General features: G+C 44.1%; 17 protein-coding genes. 3 read left to right on the forward strand and 14 right to left on the reverse strand.

Translation table 11 applies throughout. The features are described 5' to 3' along the window. Window positions 1–431 precede the first annotated feature (431 nt). Complete coding sequence (locus ACSVDE_RS16320; protein WP_439302034.1) at window positions 432–1,301, reverse strand: nucleotidyltransferase-like protein; 870 nt, start codon at window positions 1,299–1,301, stop codon at window positions 432–434. Window positions 1,302–1,457: 156 nt separating this feature from the next. Here ACSVDE_RS16320 and ACSVDE_RS16325 point away from each other — a divergent pair, with 156 nt between their 5' ends. Next, entirely contained in the window at window positions 1,458–1,823 is a 366-nt protein-coding gene (locus ACSVDE_RS16325; protein WP_439302035.1) for a YgzB family protein, read from the forward strand. A 20-nt stretch (window positions 1,824–1,843) separates the two neighbouring features. Here ACSVDE_RS16325 and perR read toward each other — a convergent pair whose 3' ends face one another. From perR to ACSVDE_RS16370, 9 genes are all read right to left on the reverse strand, one after another. After that, entirely contained in the window at window positions 1,844–2,281 is a 438-nt protein-coding gene (gene perR, locus ACSVDE_RS16330; RefSeq protein ID WP_439302257.1) for a peroxide-responsive transcriptional repressor PerR, read from the reverse strand. 106 nt (window positions 2,282–2,387) lie between these two features. Beyond that, the gene (locus tag ACSVDE_RS16335) at window positions 2,388–2,939 is read right to left on the reverse strand and encodes a cob(I)yrinic acid a,c-diamide adenosyltransferase (RefSeq protein WP_439302036.1); all 552 of its coding nucleotides are present in this window, start codon (window positions 2,937–2,939) and stop codon (window positions 2,388–2,390) included. A gap of 2 nt (window positions 2,940–2,941) precedes the next feature. After that, on the reverse strand, window positions 2,942–3,892 hold the full coding sequence (locus ACSVDE_RS16340) for a D-2-hydroxyacid dehydrogenase (RefSeq protein WP_439302037.1): 951 nt from the start codon (window positions 3,890–3,892) through the stop codon (window positions 2,942–2,944). A gap of 230 nt (window positions 3,893–4,122) precedes the next feature. After that, window positions 4,123–4,590 carry a thioredoxin-dependent thiol peroxidase gene (bcp, locus tag ACSVDE_RS16345; protein ID WP_439302038.1) on the reverse strand — a complete coding sequence of 156 codons (468 nt, stop codon included), beginning with the start codon at window positions 4,588–4,590 and terminating at the stop codon, window positions 4,123–4,125. A gap of 97 nt (window positions 4,591–4,687) precedes the next feature. Beyond that, window positions 4,688–5,110: an ion channel gene (locus tag ACSVDE_RS16350; protein ID WP_439302039.1), complete on the reverse strand. Its 423-nt coding sequence runs from the start codon at window positions 5,108–5,110 to the stop codon at window positions 4,688–4,690. Between the two features lie 96 nt (window positions 5,111–5,206). Beyond that, window positions 5,207–6,490, reverse strand: a complete 1,284-nt coding sequence (locus ACSVDE_RS16355; protein WP_439302040.1) for a hemolysin family protein — start codon at window positions 6,488–6,490, stop codon at window positions 5,207–5,209. 91 nt (window positions 6,491–6,581) lie between these two features. Then, complete coding sequence (locus ACSVDE_RS16360; protein ID WP_439302041.1) at window positions 6,582–7,367, reverse strand: ABC transporter permease; 786 nt, start codon at window positions 7,365–7,367, stop codon at window positions 6,582–6,584. Between the two features lie 6 nt (window positions 7,368–7,373). Then, a complete protein-coding gene (locus ACSVDE_RS16365) occupies window positions 7,374–8,165 on the reverse strand; it encodes a daunorubicin ABC transporter permease (RefSeq protein ID WP_226551708.1) in 792 nt (263 codons plus the stop codon). After that, window positions 8,158–9,171 (reverse strand): ABC transporter ATP-binding protein, encoded by a 1,014-nt coding sequence (locus ACSVDE_RS16370; RefSeq protein WP_439302042.1) that lies wholly within the window; start codon window positions 9,169–9,171, stop codon window positions 8,158–8,160. Before ACSVDE_RS16370 ends, ACSVDE_RS16365 begins: the two co-directional genes overlap by 8 nt. 268 nt (window positions 9,172–9,439) lie before the next feature. Here ACSVDE_RS16370 and ACSVDE_RS16375 point away from each other — a divergent pair, with 268 nt between their 5' ends. Continuing rightward, a complete protein-coding gene (locus ACSVDE_RS16375) occupies window positions 9,440–10,729 on the forward strand; it encodes a glutamate-1-semialdehyde 2,1-aminomutase (RefSeq protein ID WP_439302043.1) in 1,290 nt (429 codons plus the stop codon). A 196-nt stretch (window positions 10,730–10,925) separates the two neighbouring features. Here ACSVDE_RS16375 and ACSVDE_RS16380 read toward each other — a convergent pair whose 3' ends face one another. Beyond that, a complete protein-coding gene (locus ACSVDE_RS16380; protein ID WP_439302044.1) occupies window positions 10,926–11,738 on the reverse strand; it encodes a TerC family protein in 813 nt (270 codons plus the stop codon). A 359-nt stretch (window positions 11,739–12,097) separates the two neighbouring features. Here ACSVDE_RS16380 and ACSVDE_RS16385 point away from each other — a divergent pair, with 359 nt between their 5' ends. Next, a complete protein-coding gene (locus ACSVDE_RS16385) occupies window positions 12,098–13,186 on the forward strand; it encodes an FUSC family protein (RefSeq protein WP_439302045.1) in 1,089 nt (362 codons plus the stop codon). A gap of 46 nt (window positions 13,187–13,232) precedes the next feature. Here ACSVDE_RS16385 and ACSVDE_RS16390 read toward each other — a convergent pair whose 3' ends face one another. The 3 genes from ACSVDE_RS16390 to ACSVDE_RS16400 form a co-directional block, all read right to left on the reverse strand. Next, window positions 13,233–14,144, reverse strand: a complete 912-nt coding sequence (locus tag ACSVDE_RS16390; protein WP_439302046.1) for an ABC transporter permease — start codon at window positions 14,142–14,144, stop codon at window positions 13,233–13,235. Between the two features lie 47 nt (window positions 14,145–14,191). After that, window positions 14,192–15,196 (reverse strand): ABC transporter permease, encoded by a 1,005-nt coding sequence (locus tag ACSVDE_RS16395; protein WP_439302047.1) that lies wholly within the window; start codon window positions 15,194–15,196, stop codon window positions 14,192–14,194. A 204-nt stretch (window positions 15,197–15,400) separates the two neighbouring features. After that, window positions 15,401–16,984 carry an ABC transporter substrate-binding protein gene (locus ACSVDE_RS16400; protein WP_439302048.1) on the reverse strand — a complete coding sequence of 528 codons (1,584 nt, stop codon included), beginning with the start codon at window positions 16,982–16,984 and terminating at the stop codon, window positions 15,401–15,403. Between the last annotated feature and the right edge of the window lie 6 nt (window positions 16,985–16,990).

A 16,990-nucleotide genomic window follows, 5' to 3' on the forward strand; every position in this document is an offset into this window, starting at 1 on the left:
AGGATCAAACTCTCCAATAAAGTGTTTGATTGCTCATTAAATGTAAATCGAAATTGATTCAGGGTTCTTATAAAAAGACCCGTTTCACGCTTGGCTTTTGTTCAGTTTTCAAAGAGCTGTTTCCTTCGATGTCGACCCGCAAAATACGATGTCTTTTATCGAAGAATTTTGTTTGTCGTTGTCTTAACAGCGACTTTTATAGAATATCATCTGCAAGCTCCGCTGTCAACGACTTTTTTTGCTGTTTTCTTTTTTCTTTCGTGGTTTACAAAAGAAATATCCCGCCGCCTTCCGTAGCGACGAGATATAATATACCATGCTTCAAAAAGAAGTGTCAATAACAATTTCGTAATTAATTTAGATGTTTGTCTATAAGTAGTTCACCATTCAATTGGATCACTTAATGGAGAATTCTATCTATAAAGAATGACTTACTTTCTGAACTGATAAGTCCTGTGGTAAATCCCTTTCCCCTTTGTTTCGTTACGAACGACTTGAATGTACTCTTTTTCGATAAGATGCTCAATCATTGCTCCTAGATCGATCTTATAATCTTCCATTTCAGGATGCTGCATCAATTCATAGAAAGACCAAGAATCGACTTTTGTCTGCATGATATCTTTCAGATGACGAGAACCAAGCTCCGTTTTGGATGAGAGAGAAAACTCATTTGCCAGAAGTAACAGTTCAATCCGTTTATGGATCGGTTCATCACTGGACGTCAATTCTTCATATAATTTGTAGATTTCCGGTTCAATCTGTCTCACCTGGTTCCAAACCGTTACCTCTGGATAGAAACCATGTTCAATGACAGATAACCTCGCTAGATGATGTAGGGCATGGATAATATTATTGTAAGCATCAAGGTAATGACCGGCATAATATAGTTCTTTTCCATCTGAAAAACGACGGACAAGCTTTGCGAACTCGATACCGATCTTCTTCTTACGTTCTGCAAGAGGAAAATCGTTGATCCTCTTCTTCAATGCATCTACGAATTCATTTCGATCAAACAATACTTTACCATTGACTACCCAATCCACGACTCTTCGGTGCGAGCCGAGCATCAACCATTCATTGAGCTGCTGGAGGTCGACCACATGAAGGGCTGCCTTTTTATCCTCAAACTCATAATGCTTGACCTGCCATGAGTCTTCTGCTTTTTCCACAATAATGAACAAAATGACATCGAAGTGATCCGTCGAAGGGCTGAACGCTTTGTGCTTCTCGACCAACAATACCCCCAGGGTTTCCTCTCGACTAGCTCTTTCCTGATAGAGCGGTCGTAATATATCTTCCATCTTTTCAATCATCTCCTGTATGAATGTCCGTGTTCTTCACTTTTTACATTATTCCATATGATATCGGTTTTTCCTTTTACAATATGAAAAGTTAAAAGATTGTTCATGATTTCGAAAAATATCTTTGCTATACTGTGTGCAGGAGGAATGTATATTATGGATATCAAATATACAAGTAAAATAAATAAAATCAGGACCTTTGCACTAAGCCTCGTGTTCATCGGAATCGTGATTATGTATGCAGGTCTTTATTTTAAAGCCAGCTTTACTGTTATGACCATCTTCATGTTAATTGGATTTCTTGCAACATTATCGAGCGCTGCCGTATATATATGGATCGGAATGTTATCCACGAAAGCTGTTCAGGTCGAATGCCCGAACTGCAACAAGGTCACAAAAGTGCTTGGTCGTGTAGATGCATGCATGTTCTGCAAACAACCGCTAACGTTGGATCCTAACCTTGATGGTGTGGAATTCGATGAAAAGTATAATCACAAAAAGAAGAGCAAAGAAAAAAGCTGAGGTATGGACCTCAGCTTTTTTTAGTGGACTTTTTGACAATCCGGACAAGTGCCATACACTTCCATCCGGTGATTATTTACTTTAAAACCGGTAACATGTTCCGCAACGTTCTCGACTTCATCCAATCCTGGATAAGAAAAATCGACGATCTTACCACATTCCTCACAGATGACGTGGTAGTGATCGGTTGTTACACAGTCAAACCGGCTGGATGAATCACCATAGGTCAATTCCTTGACGAGTCCAGCGTTTTTGAATACACGCAAATTGTTATAGACGGTCGCAACACTCATATTTGGAAACTTGCTTTCTAATGCTTTATAAATCTCATCTGCCGTTGGATGAGACAACGTTTGAATCAAATACTCTAAAATCGCATGACGTTGGGGCGTTATGCGAACTCCCGCATCTTTCAACGTATCAACCGCTGTCTGTAATCGGCTTTCTTCATGAGTCATCGTCATGCACCTCTCTTCCGAAAGACATTCTTACTTTATAATATTTATAAATAGTGTACACGGTACTTGTGAATGTTGTCAATTAAAACCCTTATGGTGCTTGACTTCACTCTTCTTCATGCAGAATAGGTTCAGTCATACCTGATTGCTGGTTTACATATCTCGCTGCGACGAACAAGAAATCCGACAAGCGGTTCAAATAGGAAAGTACGAGCGGATTGACGTCTTCGATTGCTACGGCTTGACGCTCAGCGCGCCTTGAAACCGTTCGTGCGACATGAAGGGCTGAAGCCGATTGTGAACCTCCAGGCAAGATGAACTGCTTTAATGGCGTAAGTTTATCATCCCAACGGTCAATCGCTTCTTCGAGGAAAGAAATATCCTTTTCTTCGAGCGTCCATCCGACCTTTTTCCCTTTCGGTGTCGCAAGTTCCGCTCCGACATGGAACAGGACCGTTTGGACTCTTAGCAATGTTTTCTCGAAATCGACCTTCCATTCCCGATCATTCTCGTCCAAGTGACTAAGAGCCAGACCGATCATCGAGTTCGCCTCGTCACACGTACCATACGCCTCTACTCTTGCATCGTTTTTAGGGACGCGATCTCCATAAACTAATGACGTTGTGCCTTTGTCGCCTGATTTTGTGTAGATCTTCATTCTTAATACCCCCTATTAACATCGATTTTATTCATATAGTTCCCTTCACCAGTCCGGTACACGCGGAGATTAGAGAGGAATTGTTCAAATGCTCTGTCCTGATATTGAGGTGTAATACCCGAAATATGCGGAGTGACGGTCACATTCTCCATTTCCCATAGGACGCTGTCTTCTGGTAAAGGTTCTTCTTCCATGACATCCAGTACAGCATGAGCGATCTGGTTTTCACGCATCGCTTCAACCAGACCATCCTGGTCGACCGTTGTCCCTCTTCCGATATTGATAAAAACAGCATGCTCTTGCATCTGCTCGAAATGTTCTTTTTTCAAAAGTTGATGCGTTTCCTTCGTCCTTGGTAACACGGAAACGAGGAAATCCACTTCTTGTAACAGGCTGTCAAGCTCAGAGATTTTCATCGTCTCATCGAAATGATCGGCAGGGTTTCCACTTCGGTTTACGCCAATCGTTTTCATGCGGAAAGCTTTTGAGAGCCTTGCAATTTCCGAACCTATCGCACCTGCTCCTAAAACACCAATCGTCTTCCCATGAAGTTCTTCCATCTTAACGCGGCGATTCCACACTTTATCCTTCTGGTTCTCATGAATCAGCGCTAGATTACGGGTAACCTGAAGCATCATCCCAATCGTGTATTCGGCCATCGGTACCTGGTGGATGCCTCTTGCATTTGTAACGAGCATGTTTCGTTCTTTAATCGCCTGGAATGGCATCTTATCGAGACCAGCCGATAGAACATGAATCCATTTCAAGTTGGTCGCTACTTGTATGGATTCGGGTTTTAAATCTTCCCCATACGTCAGGAGGATATCGGCCTCAGGTAAATAAGGAGTCGCTTCCTCAATGTTCTGGCAGAACTGCCACTGGATATCTGGATAGTCCTTCGTCAATTGATCTTTAATTCTAGAACGGATTTTAGCTGAAGATACAATGAACATCGTTGTTCCACCTCTGTTATATATGTAGGATTACAAGTTTATCATTGAAGGATTGAATTCTCAGTTGCCGTTAAAGACTCTTTCGCACCCTGAAAACTGTAATTCTCCATTTTCGGGCATCGCAAGCCTCAAACTCACTGCCATTTCAAGTTTTCTGACGATTTAATCGTATCATAAAGGGGTTCTAAGTAAAAATAAAAACGAGGTTGTAGGAACCCCGTTTTTACCTATTACATATTCTCTTTAATGTAGTTGAGCGCTTCTTCTACGTGATCTTTCACGCGAACCTTGCGCCATTCTTTGACGAGTTCTCCATCTTCATCAATGATGAAGGTCGAACGGACAATGCCCATATACTCTTTCCCGAAATTCTTCTTCAGTTGCCAGACACCGTATTGCTCGGCAACCTCATGATCCTCATCTGCCAGTAGCAAGAATGGCAGATCATGCTTCTCGATGAATTTCTTGTGACGGTCTATCGGGTCAGGGCTGACACCGAGTATCACAGTGTTCTGATCACTGAATTCGCTGTGGTGATCTCTGAAGTCACATGCTTCCGTCGTACAACCTGGCGTCATGTCTTTCGGATAGAAATACAACACGACATTTTTTCCTTTGAAGTCAGAGAGGCTAACCTTCTCTCCATTGTTTGCTTCTAGTGTGAAATTTGGTGCTTTTTCTCCTGTTTTAACAGTCATGTTCGAGAACCCTCCTATACATAATCGATATCCGTGTCCGAAAACTGGACATCTTCCTGCTTTAAGGGTACCCAATCTTCAATTCTGTTACAAGTAATCAGTCCGTATCAACGACTGTTGAAAGGACGAATGCAGCTGGCAGAAGGTAACCGACCAGTGCTTCTATGACAGAGATCCACCTGCCGAGTCCGACTGGGGTGATGTCTCCATAACCGACGGACAATAAGGTGACCGCGCTGAAATAGGAAACCGCTTCAGTCAATTCGGTAAAATCTCCGTTAACCGGTACCCCACCTTCCATCAGGACAGGAACACCCGTGATGATGAGTGTAAAGTAGATCGATCCGAAGCCAAAGATGATGATGGAATAAACGATGAATAAAGCCATCAAGTCTTCAAACGAGATGAACTTCCTAGGTTTTTTATGTGAAGGACGGGGATGTCGAAAGAATGACATGATACTTCTTTGGATGATGAAAAACACGACACAAATGACACCAACAATCATTAATAGATCCATCCAATCCACCTCTCCACAATGTATGCGGAAAGCGGGGAAAAATGGACAGGTTTTTACCGCACGAAAAAACCCCCACTATTGTGGAGGTCCCTTCCCTTAGTCTGCAACTGCAGCGATCCGTTTGATCTGCTGATCGTCCGCTTCTGAAATTTTAAAGCTGACATGCCCGTAAGTGAATTCGTCCCCTTCTATGACTTCGGAAGTTTGGGATAAGATCCAGCCTCCGATCGTATCGAGTTCGGAGTCGTCTATATCCAATCCGAAGAACTCGTTCACATCGGCAATCAACGCTTTTCCATCCAGGATCGCATGTTGATCGTTCACTTTCTTGATTTGTGGTTGCTCTTCAATATCGAATTCGTCTCGGATTTCTCCGACGATTTCTTCTAATATGTCCTCTACCGTTACAAGTCCAGCCGTTCCGCCATACTCATCGATCAAGATCATCATATGGATCCGTTCACGTTGCATCTGGACAAGAAGGTTCTTGATCGGCGTGGTCTCGATCACTTTCGTTACCGGACGGATGAAATCCTCTATCGGTTTGTTTTCATTCTTCAACAATGAATTGAACACTTCTTTAATGTTCACGATTCCGACGATACGATCCTTATCTCCATCCGCTACAGGATAACGGGTATATTTTTCACGGCTCATCACTTCAATGTTTTCTTCCATCTCTTCATCCGTGAACATACAGACCATCTCAGTACGCGGTACCATGATTTCCTTAGCAGTCCGATCATCGAATTCGAAGATCTTATTCACGTAGTGAAGCTCAGATTGATTGATTTCACCACTCTTATAGCTTTCCGATAAAATAATTCGCAATTCCTCTTCCGAGTGGGCCATGTCATGTTCATTTGCTTGGCTGAAGCCGAGCATCCTGATGATCAAACGAGCAGAACCGTTCAAGGACCAAATGAATGGATACATGATTTTCGCAAACCAAATCAGTGGCCTTGCTAAAAGTAAACTGATGGTTTCCGCTTTCTGAATCGCAACTGTCTTTGGTGCCAACTCCCCTAATACGACGTGTAAAAAGGTGATCAAGGAGAACGCTATGATGAACGATAGCGTACTTGCAAGGGTCGGGGAAATTTCGAACTGCTCAAATACAGGATGCAGCAGTTTTTCAACTGTCGGTTCCCCCAACCAACCAAGGCCGAGCGCGGTGATGGTGATTCCGAGCTGACAGGCGGAAAGATACCCGTCCAGATTGTCGAGCACTTTACGAGCGGCTTTCGCCCGCTTGTTTCCTTCTTCAACAAGCTTATCGATCTTTGTGGATCTTACTTTTACAATTGCAAATTCTGCAGCGACGAAAAATGCGGTAGCCGCGATTAATATAGCGACAAGAATGAGATTAATGATTGCCACGGTTCGCCTTCCTCTTAAGAGAAGGCTTCACCTCCGTTATAAGATAATTTACTTCTATGTTCCCTCATAACCCCTAAAACATAACCTCGAATTAACTTCCTGCTCCTCGATACTTCGTCACACCTACATTCCATAGGAAAATCGAAAGGCCGAAGAACAAGATGCCCATGAACGGTGTCAAGAATGCGTAGCCGTACCACTCGGTTTTATCGAGGAAAAAGGCGGCTGGATATACACCGACAAAGGCGAATGGTAAAATCCACGTCAACACATATCGGATCACCTGGTGGTAGATGTCGACGGGATAGCGCCCGAAGTTCCCGATGTTGTACATCATCGGCATGATGGCAGTCCGGCTGTCCGACCAGAAGCTGACAGTTGCGAGACTGATGAAGATCCCTGCATAAACGAGGGCTCCTCCGATGACGAACAGGATGAACAGGATCGGGTCATACCAATCGATCGTCAGCCCAAGGTTGCTTCCGGCATAAAACATGACGACGAGTCCTGTGATGATCCCGAACATCGACTCCAGTTCCATACGCTCAAGGATGACCTGGAACAAACTGTGGATCGGTCTGGTCAGGATGCGATCCAGTTCTCCTTTTACGATATAACGCTCGTTGAAGTCCCAGATGTTGAAGAACGTCGAGAAAAAAGCGAATGGGACCAAAAAGAATCCGTAAATGAAAATGATTTCATCCTTCGTCCAGCCGCTTAACAATTTCGTGTGGCCGAAAACGACCAGGATGAAGATCAGGTTGACCGCCTGGAACAATAGGTCAGAGAGGAGCTCAACGACCATGTCCGAACGATAGGTCAAACGTGTCTTCATATATTGCCCGACATATTGCATGAAAATCGAAATATATCGCATGACAGATCAACCTCCTTGTATGACCATTTGTTTTTTTGCGAGCGTCCATAGGACCTGAATCGGAACAAGGAGAATGAGACACCAAACAAGTTGCATCATGATTGCGTTATACACTTCACTTCCGACAAACCCTTCTGAGAAGATCATACTCGGAACGTACGAAATGTATTGGAACGGAAACCATTCCATTGCCGATTGCGCCCATCCTGGATAGAAGCTGATCGGCAGGATCAATCCGGAAAACAGGTCGATGACGACGCGCTTCGCTCTCATCAGACCATCATTATTAAATAGGAAGAAGGTGATGATGCCTGTCATCAAATTGATCTGCGTATTGATGATGAAGCTGAAAATGATTGATATTCCGAAAAAACCCCATGTGGACAAGTTCGCTGAAAATTCCATCGGAAAAATGAGCGATACGATGAACATCCCAGGAACCGAGAAGAAGAATAACCGGAAGATCCCTTCTCCTAGCGCTGCCATCGTTTTCATATTCAAATAGTGATACGGCCGAATGAGTTCAACCGCTACTTTTCCCTCTTTTATTTCGAGCGCGATTTCACGGTCGATGTTATTGAAGTAAAAAGCACGAGCCATCCACGCAACTGCGATGTATGTAGTCATCTGGATGACGGAAAGTCCTTGAATGTCCTCTTTACCGCCATAGATGGCACTCCATAAAAAGTAATAAGCAGCGATGTTGATGCTATAGATGATGATTCCGCTGTAGTAATTTGTTCGGTAAGCGAGCATCATCAAAAACCGAATCCTGATCATTTCTATATATTTAGCCATGAATAACGCCTTCTTCATAGATGTTTCGGATGATCTCCTCGGTTGACGTTTCAAGGATCTTCAAGTCAAGAATCTGATGGTTGGAGACGACATCCCCGATGACTTGAGAGATGATGTCTTCATCGTTCGTTACGTTCGCAGTCCAAGTATTCGCGTTTTCCCCTGGCTCCCAGACAACCAGTTGTTTGCCTGTAGCGGCGTTCAGCTCTTCTCTCGACTTCGCCGCCTTAAAATGGAATTCGATCTGCTTGCCTTCGCCCCAGCTCGTTTTGAGCTGATTAAGTGCCCCGTCATAAATGATTTTACCTTCATCCAGCATGACGACCCGTTCGCATAACGCTTCAATGTCTGATAGGTCGTGAGTCGTCAACATGATGGTCGTGTTGTATCTTTCATTCAGTTCTTTTAAAAATTCTCGGATTTTCAGTTTGACGAGCACATCGAGACCGATCGTCGGCTCATCTAAAAAGAGCAACGGCGGATTATGAATGAGGGCGGCTGCCAATTCACATCTCATCCGTTGACCGAGTGATAGCTTACGAACCGGCCTGTCCAATAACGGTGCGATGTCGAGTGCTTCAATGACCATCGACATGTGCTCGTTATAATCTTCATCGGATACGTTGTACACTTTTTTGAGCAGGCGGAACGATTCCTGTACCGCAATGTCCCACCATAACTGGGACCGTTGACCGAAGACGACTCCAATCGTTTTCACAAACTTTTCCCTTTCCTTGTGCGGGTTCATCCCATTGATAGTGACTGTTCCATCCGTTGGAGTCAGGATGCCTGTAAGCATTTTGATCGTCGTCGATTTTCCTGCCCCGTTTTCACCGATATAACCGATCATCTCTCCAGGCTTCACATCGAGAGAAATCGAATCGACCGCTCGGTGGATTTTATAATTTCGTGTGAGCAGGTCACGGAAAGCCCCTTTGAGGCCTGATCTGCTCGAATACGATTTGAATTCTTTCGTCAGATTTTCGACATGTATCATCTTATCCATAAGTAAGTTCCCTCCAATTACACCATTAACAGTGTATACAACCCGAGAGTAAAAAGACAACTCAGTTGTTTTCTCTCGTCCATCCCCATATTGAGTAAGGAAGCAAAATGTGGATGAAATAGGATTCTGCGTAATCACCGAAACTTTGCTACAATATTCATTGAAGTGCCAGGCACCGAAAAAGAACTGTTGTTACATAAGGCTTTCAAAACGGTGCCTGGTACCAGCCCCAAAGCTGACTCTTCATTTATAGGGAGGTATTCTTATTATGGATCGAAATCGATCAGTTGAATTATATTCAGATGCACTTGAACATATCGTCGGTGGAGTGAACAGTCCATCGCGTTCCTTTAAAGCTGTTGGCGGAAGCGCTCCTGTTTTCATGGAAAAGGCGCAGGGCGCTTACTTCTGGGATGTCGACGGCAACCAATATATCGATTATCTCGCCGCTTATGGTCCAATTATTACAGGGCACGCACACCCTCATATCACAAAAGCCATCACGAACGCCGCAGAAACGGGTGTCTTATACGGCACACCTACACGACTCGAAAACCAATTTGCCTCTATGTTGAAAGAAGCGATTCCTTCTATGGAAAAAGTCCGTTTCGTCAACTCTGGTACAGAAGCAGTCATGACGACGATTCGTGTCGCTAGAGCTTACACAGGTCGGGATAAGATTATCAAATTCGCAGGATGCTACCACGGACACTCAGACCTTGTCCTCGTTGCGGCTGGATCCGGTCCGTCCACACTTGGAACACCGGACTCTGCAGGTGTACCGAAAAGCATCGCCCAAGAAGTGATTACTGTCCCATTCAATGATGTTGATGCTTTTAAACAAGCGATTGATACGTTCGGAGATGAAGTTGCCGGCATTCTCGTCGAGCCGATCGTCGGGAACTTCGGAATCGTCGAGCCGAAACCCGGTTTCCTGGAAGCGGTAAACGACATTGCTCATGATGCAGGCGCGCTCGTCATTTATGATGAAGTCATCACTGCTTTCCGTTTTATGTATGGCGGTGCTCAGAACCTGCTGAACGTTGAACCGGATATGACGGCACTCGGTAAAATCATCGGTGGCGGTCTTCCAATCGGTGCGTACGGCGGTAAAAAAGACATTATGGAAAAAGTCGCACCACTCGGACCAGCCTATCAAGCAGGAACGATGGCTGGTAATCCAGCTTCCATCTCAGCAGGTATCGCATGCCTCGAAGTCCTTCAACAAGAAGGCGTGTACGAAAAGATGGACCATTTAGGTGAAAAGCTTGAAACCAGCATCCGTCAGTTGGCCGAAAAATACTCCGTACCCCTTTCGCTTAACCGTTTGAAAGGCGCACTGACTCTGTATTTCGGTTCAGACGAAGTTGTCACGAATTATGAGCAAGCGGAACGAAGTGACGGAGAAATGTTTGCTCGTTTCTTCAATCTAATGCTGGATCAGGGCATCAACCTTGCGCCTTCAAAATATGAAGCCTGGTTCCTGACGACTGCTCATACAGAAGAGGACATCGATCAAACAATTCAAGCAGTAGAGCACGCTTTTAAAAACCTTTAACTTATAAGGAGGTTGACCCAACATGATCGGGTCAACCTTTTTCATTGTAATAGAAGTCTGTTTTGTATGGTTTCTGATCAATTCAACGGTTTTTCTGTTCATTTCAGCTTTTATTCTGTTCATTTCACTCCGTATTCTGGTCATTATGGAGGATTATTACATCATCCCTACATTACATTGCATACACAAACCAGATTTACGCACCTGTCTTTGAATCCTGGTTATAAGAAGGCTCCTCTGTTGATTCTACACTTGGCTTCTTTTCCTTCGAAAACACCCATCCACCGACCGCAATCAATATCAAAACGCCATAAAACGTCATTTTCCAGGCTGGTGACTTCGCGAAGCCTTCTTCAATAATCGCAAGTTCCGGGTGAGTCAATGTGTATACGGCCAGCTTCACCCCTACCCAACCCACAATAAGAAAGGCAGCAATTTCAAGCTTCGGACGAGACTCCAGCAATTTCACGAATACGTTTGCAGCAAATCGCATGATGATCAGTCCAATCAATCCACCGAAAAAGATGACCAGGAATTTCCCTCCATCTAGTCCACCAATGTTCGGTAGGTTCGTTTTCGGAAGTGTAACCGCTAGTGCGACCGCCGCTAATATCGAGTCTACTGCAAATGCAATGTCCGCCAACTCGACTTTCAAAACGGTACCCCAAAATCCAGATGCCTTCTTTTTAGCTTTGACCTTACCTTGTTTCCCGACCTTTTTGACCATCACTTTTCTAAAAATGTGGTTAAAGGCGATAAAGAGGAGATAAACGGCTCCAATCGCTTGCACTTGCCAAACGTTTACTAGAAATGAAATGGCGAAGAGTGAGCCGAAACGAAAGACGAACGCTCCTAACAATCCATAAAACAATGCTTTCTTTCGCTGCTCTTCCGGTAAATGTTTTACCATGATTGCTAAGACAAGAGCGTTATCTGCTGCAAGGAGTCCTTCCAATGCAATCAAGACCAAAAGAATCCAACCGTATTCCATGAGCACAGCAACTTCCATCTGTATTTCCTCCTTTTTTTCAGCTCACGTCACTTCACAAAAAAATGACCCTTACCTATTAGGTAAAGGTCATCAGAACATAAATAAAGACCTTTACCAACCGTACGGTAAAGGTCTTGCTAACAACACGATGTGCTGCCACTGGAACCGAGAGCATCAGCTCTGGAATGACGACTCCAATGTAAAAGCTACTCCCCTTTAGGAGCTATATTATTAGACTCATTTTACCCCCTTTTCATAAAATTGTAAATAGGTTTACATCTTCGTGTAGGAATTATTTAAAGTATTGATTTCTAGGAAGATTGGGTGTATAGTACGTTCATCACAAGGCTTATTTTGAGAAAGGGTTTTACGATAACATGAAATTCGGTGCTCGTATCATTAAGACAGGAGTCGCAATTTCACTCGCTTTATATATTACGATGTGGTTGAATCTGGATTCGGCATCCTTCGCTGCAATTGCTGCATTGTTTGCCATCCAACCGACCATCTACCGTTCCTATCAAACCATCATTGAGCAAGTCCAATCCAATTTGATTGGTGCGACACTTGCGATTATCGCCGTTCAGACATTAGGGAATGCACCGATTGTCATCGGACTGATCAGTGTTTTGATCATTGCCATCAACATTAAATTGAAGATAGAATCCACCATTCCGTTAGCGATTGTGACCGTCATCGTGTTGATGGTCAATCCAGGAGACGATTACCTTACATTCGCAATCACACGTTTTTCGGTCATCATGATTGGCGTATTTTGTGCGTTTCTTGTGAATTTGGTCTTTTTACCGCCAAAATATGAAACACGTCTTTACCATAAAAACGTCAAAAACATGGAACAGATCTCTCAGTGGATCCGTCTCGCTACCCGGAATGATGCGGAGCGAAAAATCTTGAAAGATGATCTTGCCAAAATCAACGAAAGTATGATCAAGGCAGATAACTACTATCTCATGTTTAAAGAAGAGAGGAATTATTTCAAAGGTTCGGAGTATACGAAGAATCGGAAACTGGTCCTCTTCCGGAACATGATTACGACGACGAACAAAGCTTTGGCAATCTTGAAAAGTCTAGATCAGCATGATCATAAGATCTACCAGATGCCTGAAACGATTCAAAAACTGATTCAAGGTCAGCTGGATCATCTGACGAACTATCATCAACGGATACTCATGAAATATATCGGGAAAGTCCGCTATCAATCTCCCGAAGAAGTCGTGAACCAACTGGATGAAGATGAGAAAGAGCTGACAGAATACTTCATGGAGCTCTATGATCATAACCAAGTCGAAAGAGAGCAATGGATGAATGTCTTCCCGCTCATCGGGTTGATCATCGATTACAACCACCATCTCGTCCACTTGGATAAATTGATTGAAAGCTTCCATACGTATCATACGGAAGATAACGAGGTAAAAATAACCGACGCTTATGCGCAAGATGAATAGAAAGCAAAAAAGGTCTGCCGTCAGAGGCAGACCTTTTACATTGAAACTAGCTTTTCATTTTCGGATCGAGTGCATCACGGAGACCATCACCCATCAAGTTGAATCCGAGTACGGTCAACATGATGGCGAGACCAGGGAAGATCATTGTCCAAGGTGCATCGGTAATATAGCTCCGTGCATCCGCCAGCATCGTCCCCCATTCTGGTGTCGGTGCTTTTGCACCTAATCCGAGGAATCCGAGTGCAGCAGTTTCAATGATTGCTGTTGCGATCAGCAAAGTCCCTTGAACGATGATCGGTGCGAAACTGTTCGGAAGGATATGCTGGAACAAAATTCTTCGGTCCCTCATTCCGACCGCTTTCGCAGCCATGATATACTCTTCCTCTTTTATACTCAAAACCTTCGATCGAACGAGACGTCCGAAGTTCGGAACGTTGATGATGGCGATGGCGATGAGCGCATTCCTTAGTGAAGGTCCCAGCACCGCGACAATCGCGATTGCCAGTAGAATACTAGGGAAAGCAAGCATGATATCGAACAAACGTGAGATGATCGTATCAACCCATCTGCCATAGTAGCCCGCCAAAATACCGAGCGTCGATCCAATGATGATGGATCCAAGTACGGCAAAGAATCCAACGGTTAATGAGATTCTGGAGCCGTAGATGATCCGACTGAGGACATCGCGTCCAAAGTCATCTGTACCAAACCAATATTCTGAAGAAGGTGCTTCAAGCTTCGCATAATTATCCGATGAAATCTTCTGTTCGTTAATTCCTTCAGGTGCAATGAGTGGAGCAAAGACAGCTAAGAAAATGAAGAAGCTGACGATTCCTAACCCTACCAGCGCCAACTTGTTCTTGCGAAAGCTCTTCCAGGCATCTCTCCATGGCGAAGCAGGCTTTTCTTCTTGCTGCTTTGGCTCTATTGGATTTTCATTTCTTGCAAGTTCCGCCATATTGTTCTCTCTCCTTTTAAACTTCAGCTCTTATAAAACTTCAGCTATTATTGATATTTGATTCTAGGATCGATTGCAGCATATAAGAGATCCACTAGAAGATTGATCGTGACAAAGACCAACGCAATGACAAGAATGCCAGACTGGATGACTGGATAGTCACGGAAACCGATCGCATCATAGATATAACGTCCAATTCCAGGCCAACTGAAGATCGTTTCCGTCAGGATGGCTCCTCCTAGCAAAAGCCCCATTTGTAGACCGATGACAGTCAAAACTGGGATGAAGGCATTTTTCAAGGAGTGCTTGTAAACCACCCAGAACATGCGCAATCCTTTCGCACGTGCCGTACGGATATAATCGGAACGCATGACTTCAAGCATACTTGAACGTGTCATACGAGCGATGATCGCCATTGGAATGGTCGCTAATGCGAGACCAGGTAACGTCAAATGTCTCAAGACCGTTTGCAACTGGTCGAAGCGTCCCTGGATAATCGTATCGATGATGTATAAGTTCGTTATGGAATCGACAGGATTCAAGATACTTTCCCTTCCTGAAGTCGGGAACCATCTGAACTCAACCGCGAACGCCCACTGTTCCATCAATCCTAACCAGAAGATCGGCATGGATACTCCGATAAGAGCAAGTAGCATTGCTACATAGTCGAACCAAGAGTTTTGGAACCACGCACTGATGATTCCTGCGTTCACACCAACCACGACTGCAATGAACATTGCGAATAGAGATAGTTCTAAGGTCGCTGCAAAATAAGGCCATATCTCTTCGCTGATCGGTGCGTGGGTCCGGATCGAGTTACCGAGGTCTCCTGTCAGGAGGTCTTTCATATAGATGACGTATTGGACGTACCATGGTTCGTCAAGACCAAGACTGTCCCGCAATTGAGCGATTGCTTCTTTGGAAGCCTGTTGTCCTAGTATGATTTGAGCTGGATCTCCTGGGATGGCACGGATCAAGAAAAACACAATCAGTGACATACCGATCAGAACCGGGACCAGCATCAAGATTCTTCGTATCGTATAAGCAAACACTTTTCTCTCACCTCTTCAGCATACTGGCTTAATTTCGTTGTTCATAGCTGCTTATACACTGGATAAGCCAATGCTATGCAAACCGGTTTGGGCTTATAGTTGCTGTTTCCCGAACAAGATAAGAAGCAGTTGATCCGGTTCACAGTCAGAATATAAATGCTAAAAGAAAAGGGGAGCGCTATACTCCCCTCTACTTTCAATCCATTACTTTAAAGAAACATTTGTCAACTTATCAGAACCAGTAGGGTGAGGTTGGAAACCTTCAACCGTCTTAAGTCCTGCAAGTGCTGGCTCAGAGTGTACAAGTGGTACCCAAGGAGCATCTTCGTGAATCAATACTTGAGCTTGCTTGTAAAGCTCTGCACGCTTCTCTTTGTCAGGAGTCGATTGTGCTTCGATCAAGATATCATGTACCTTGTCATTTGCATAACGAGAGTAGTTGTTTGAATCGATTGTATCCTTATCAAGCAACGTGTAAAGGAAGTTGTCAGCGTCTCCGTTGTCACCAGTCCATCCTAGCAAGAACATTGGCGCTTCACCTTTTTGTGCTTTTTCGAGGTAAGTACCCCACTCGTAAGATACGATTTCAGCATCTACACCGATTTTTGCAAAGTTCGCTGCGATTGCTTCAGCAGCTTTCTTTCCGTCCGGCATGTATGGACGTGGAACTGGCATTGCCCATAGTTCAGTCTTGAATCCATCTGGATATCCTGCTTCAGCAAGCAATTGCTTCGCTTTTTCAAGATCGAAAGGATATGGATCTACTTCGTCATTGTATCCATCGATTACTGGAGGCATCGGGTTCTTCGCAGGCTCAGCTTGTCCTTCGTAGAACGCTTTGATCAATGCTTCTTTATCGACAGCATGGTTCAATGCTTGACGTACTTTTTTGTCATTGAATGGCTCCATTTGTGTATTGAAACCAAGGTAACCAACATTCATAGATGGGCGGAAGAATGTTTGAAGATCTGCATTATCCTCGATCTCTGCAACATCACTTGGGTTCACGCCATCCATCAAGTGGATTTCACCCGTCTTCAATGCATTCAGACGGTTCGAGTTATCAGGAATTGCACGGAAGATGACTTTATCAAGCTTTGGAAGTCCTTCTTTCCAGTACTCTCCGTTCTTTTCAAGAGTGATGCGGTCGTTACGCTTCCAGTCAACAAACTTGAATGGACCTGTACCAACTGGCTCAGTTTCAATCTTGTCGAATTCACCTGGTGCAGCGATTGAGAACGGTGTCATCGCCAAGTTCTTCAAGAATGGTGCTTGAGGACGGTTAAGTTTGAATTCAACCGTATAATCGTCTTTCGCTTCAACACTTTTGATGACGTGTCCTTCGTCGCCTTTGAATCCACCAAACATGGATGCATAGTAAGCGAACTTACCAGAATCTCCACTTGTCATCCAACGCTCGAAGTTTTTCACAACTGCTTCTGCGTTGAAGTCTTCACCATTGTGGAATTTGACACCTTCACGAAGAGTGAATGTGTAAGTGAGACCATCTTCAGCGATATCCCATTCTTCTGCAAGAGCTGGGTTGACATCCGTATCTTGCTCACCATATTCTACGAGCGTGTCATAAACGTTCTTGATAACTTTGAATGATTCACCATCTGTAACCGTTGCTGGATCTAATCCAACAGAGTCACCGCCACGTCCGAAGATCAATGTTTGTTCTTTAGACTTGTCGCCGTCTCCTCCGTCAGAGTTGGAGTTACATCCTGCAAGAGCTACGGACAACACCATGATTGCGGCTAATGCCCACAGTAAGCTTTTCTTCATTAAGTA

It is taken from the genome of Pseudalkalibacillus sp. Hm43 (genome assembly GCF_051842935.1).
Classification (GTDB): domain Bacteria; phylum Bacillota; class Bacilli; order Bacillales; family Fictibacillaceae; genus Pseudalkalibacillus.

Coding starts and splice junctions, on each gene's coding strand:
- ACSVDE_RS16320 (WP_439302034.1), bottom strand. CDS start 1,301: ATGGAAGATATATTACGACCGCTCTATCAGGAAAGAGCTAGTCGAGAG.
- ACSVDE_RS16325 (WP_439302035.1), top strand. CDS start 1,458: ATGGATATCAAATATACAAGTAAAATAAATAAAATCAGGACCTTTGCA.
- perR (WP_439302257.1), bottom strand. CDS start 2,281: ATGACTCATGAAGAAAGCCGATTACAGACAGCGGTTGATACGTTGAAA.
- ACSVDE_RS16335 (WP_439302036.1), bottom strand. CDS start 2,939: ATGAAGATCTACACAAAATCAGGCGACAAAGGCACAACGTCATTAGTT.
- ACSVDE_RS16340 (WP_439302037.1), bottom strand. CDS start 3,892: ATGTTCATTGTATCTTCAGCTAAAATCCGTTCTAGAATTAAAGATCAA.
- bcp (WP_439302038.1), bottom strand. CDS start 4,590: ATGACTGTTAAAACAGGAGAAAAAGCACCAAATTTCACACTAGAAGCA.
- ACSVDE_RS16350 (WP_439302039.1), bottom strand. CDS start 5,110: ATGGATCTATTAATGATTGTTGGTGTCATTTGTGTCGTGTTTTTCATC.
- ACSVDE_RS16360 (WP_439302041.1), bottom strand. CDS start 7,367: ATGCGATATATTTCGATTTTCATGCAATATGTCGGGCAATATATGAAG.
- ACSVDE_RS16365 (WP_226551708.1), bottom strand. CDS start 8,165: ATGGCTAAATATATAGAAATGATCAGGATTCGGTTTTTGATGATGCTC.
- ACSVDE_RS16370 (WP_439302042.1), bottom strand. CDS start 9,171: ATGGATAAGATGATACATGTCGAAAATCTGACGAAAGAATTCAAATCG.
- ACSVDE_RS16375 (WP_439302043.1), top strand. CDS start 9,440: ATGGATCGAAATCGATCAGTTGAATTATATTCAGATGCACTTGAACAT.
- ACSVDE_RS16380 (WP_439302044.1), bottom strand. CDS start 11,738: ATGGAAGTTGCTGTGCTCATGGAATACGGTTGGATTCTTTTGGTCTTG.
- ACSVDE_RS16385 (WP_439302045.1), top strand. CDS start 12,098: ATGAAATTCGGTGCTCGTATCATTAAGACAGGAGTCGCAATTTCACTC.
- ACSVDE_RS16390 (WP_439302046.1), bottom strand. CDS start 14,144: ATGGCGGAACTTGCAAGAAATGAAAATCCAATAGAGCCAAAGCAGCAA.
- ACSVDE_RS16400 (WP_439302048.1), bottom strand. CDS start 16,984: ATGAAGAAAAGCTTACTGTGGGCATTAGCCGCAATCATGGTGTTGTCC.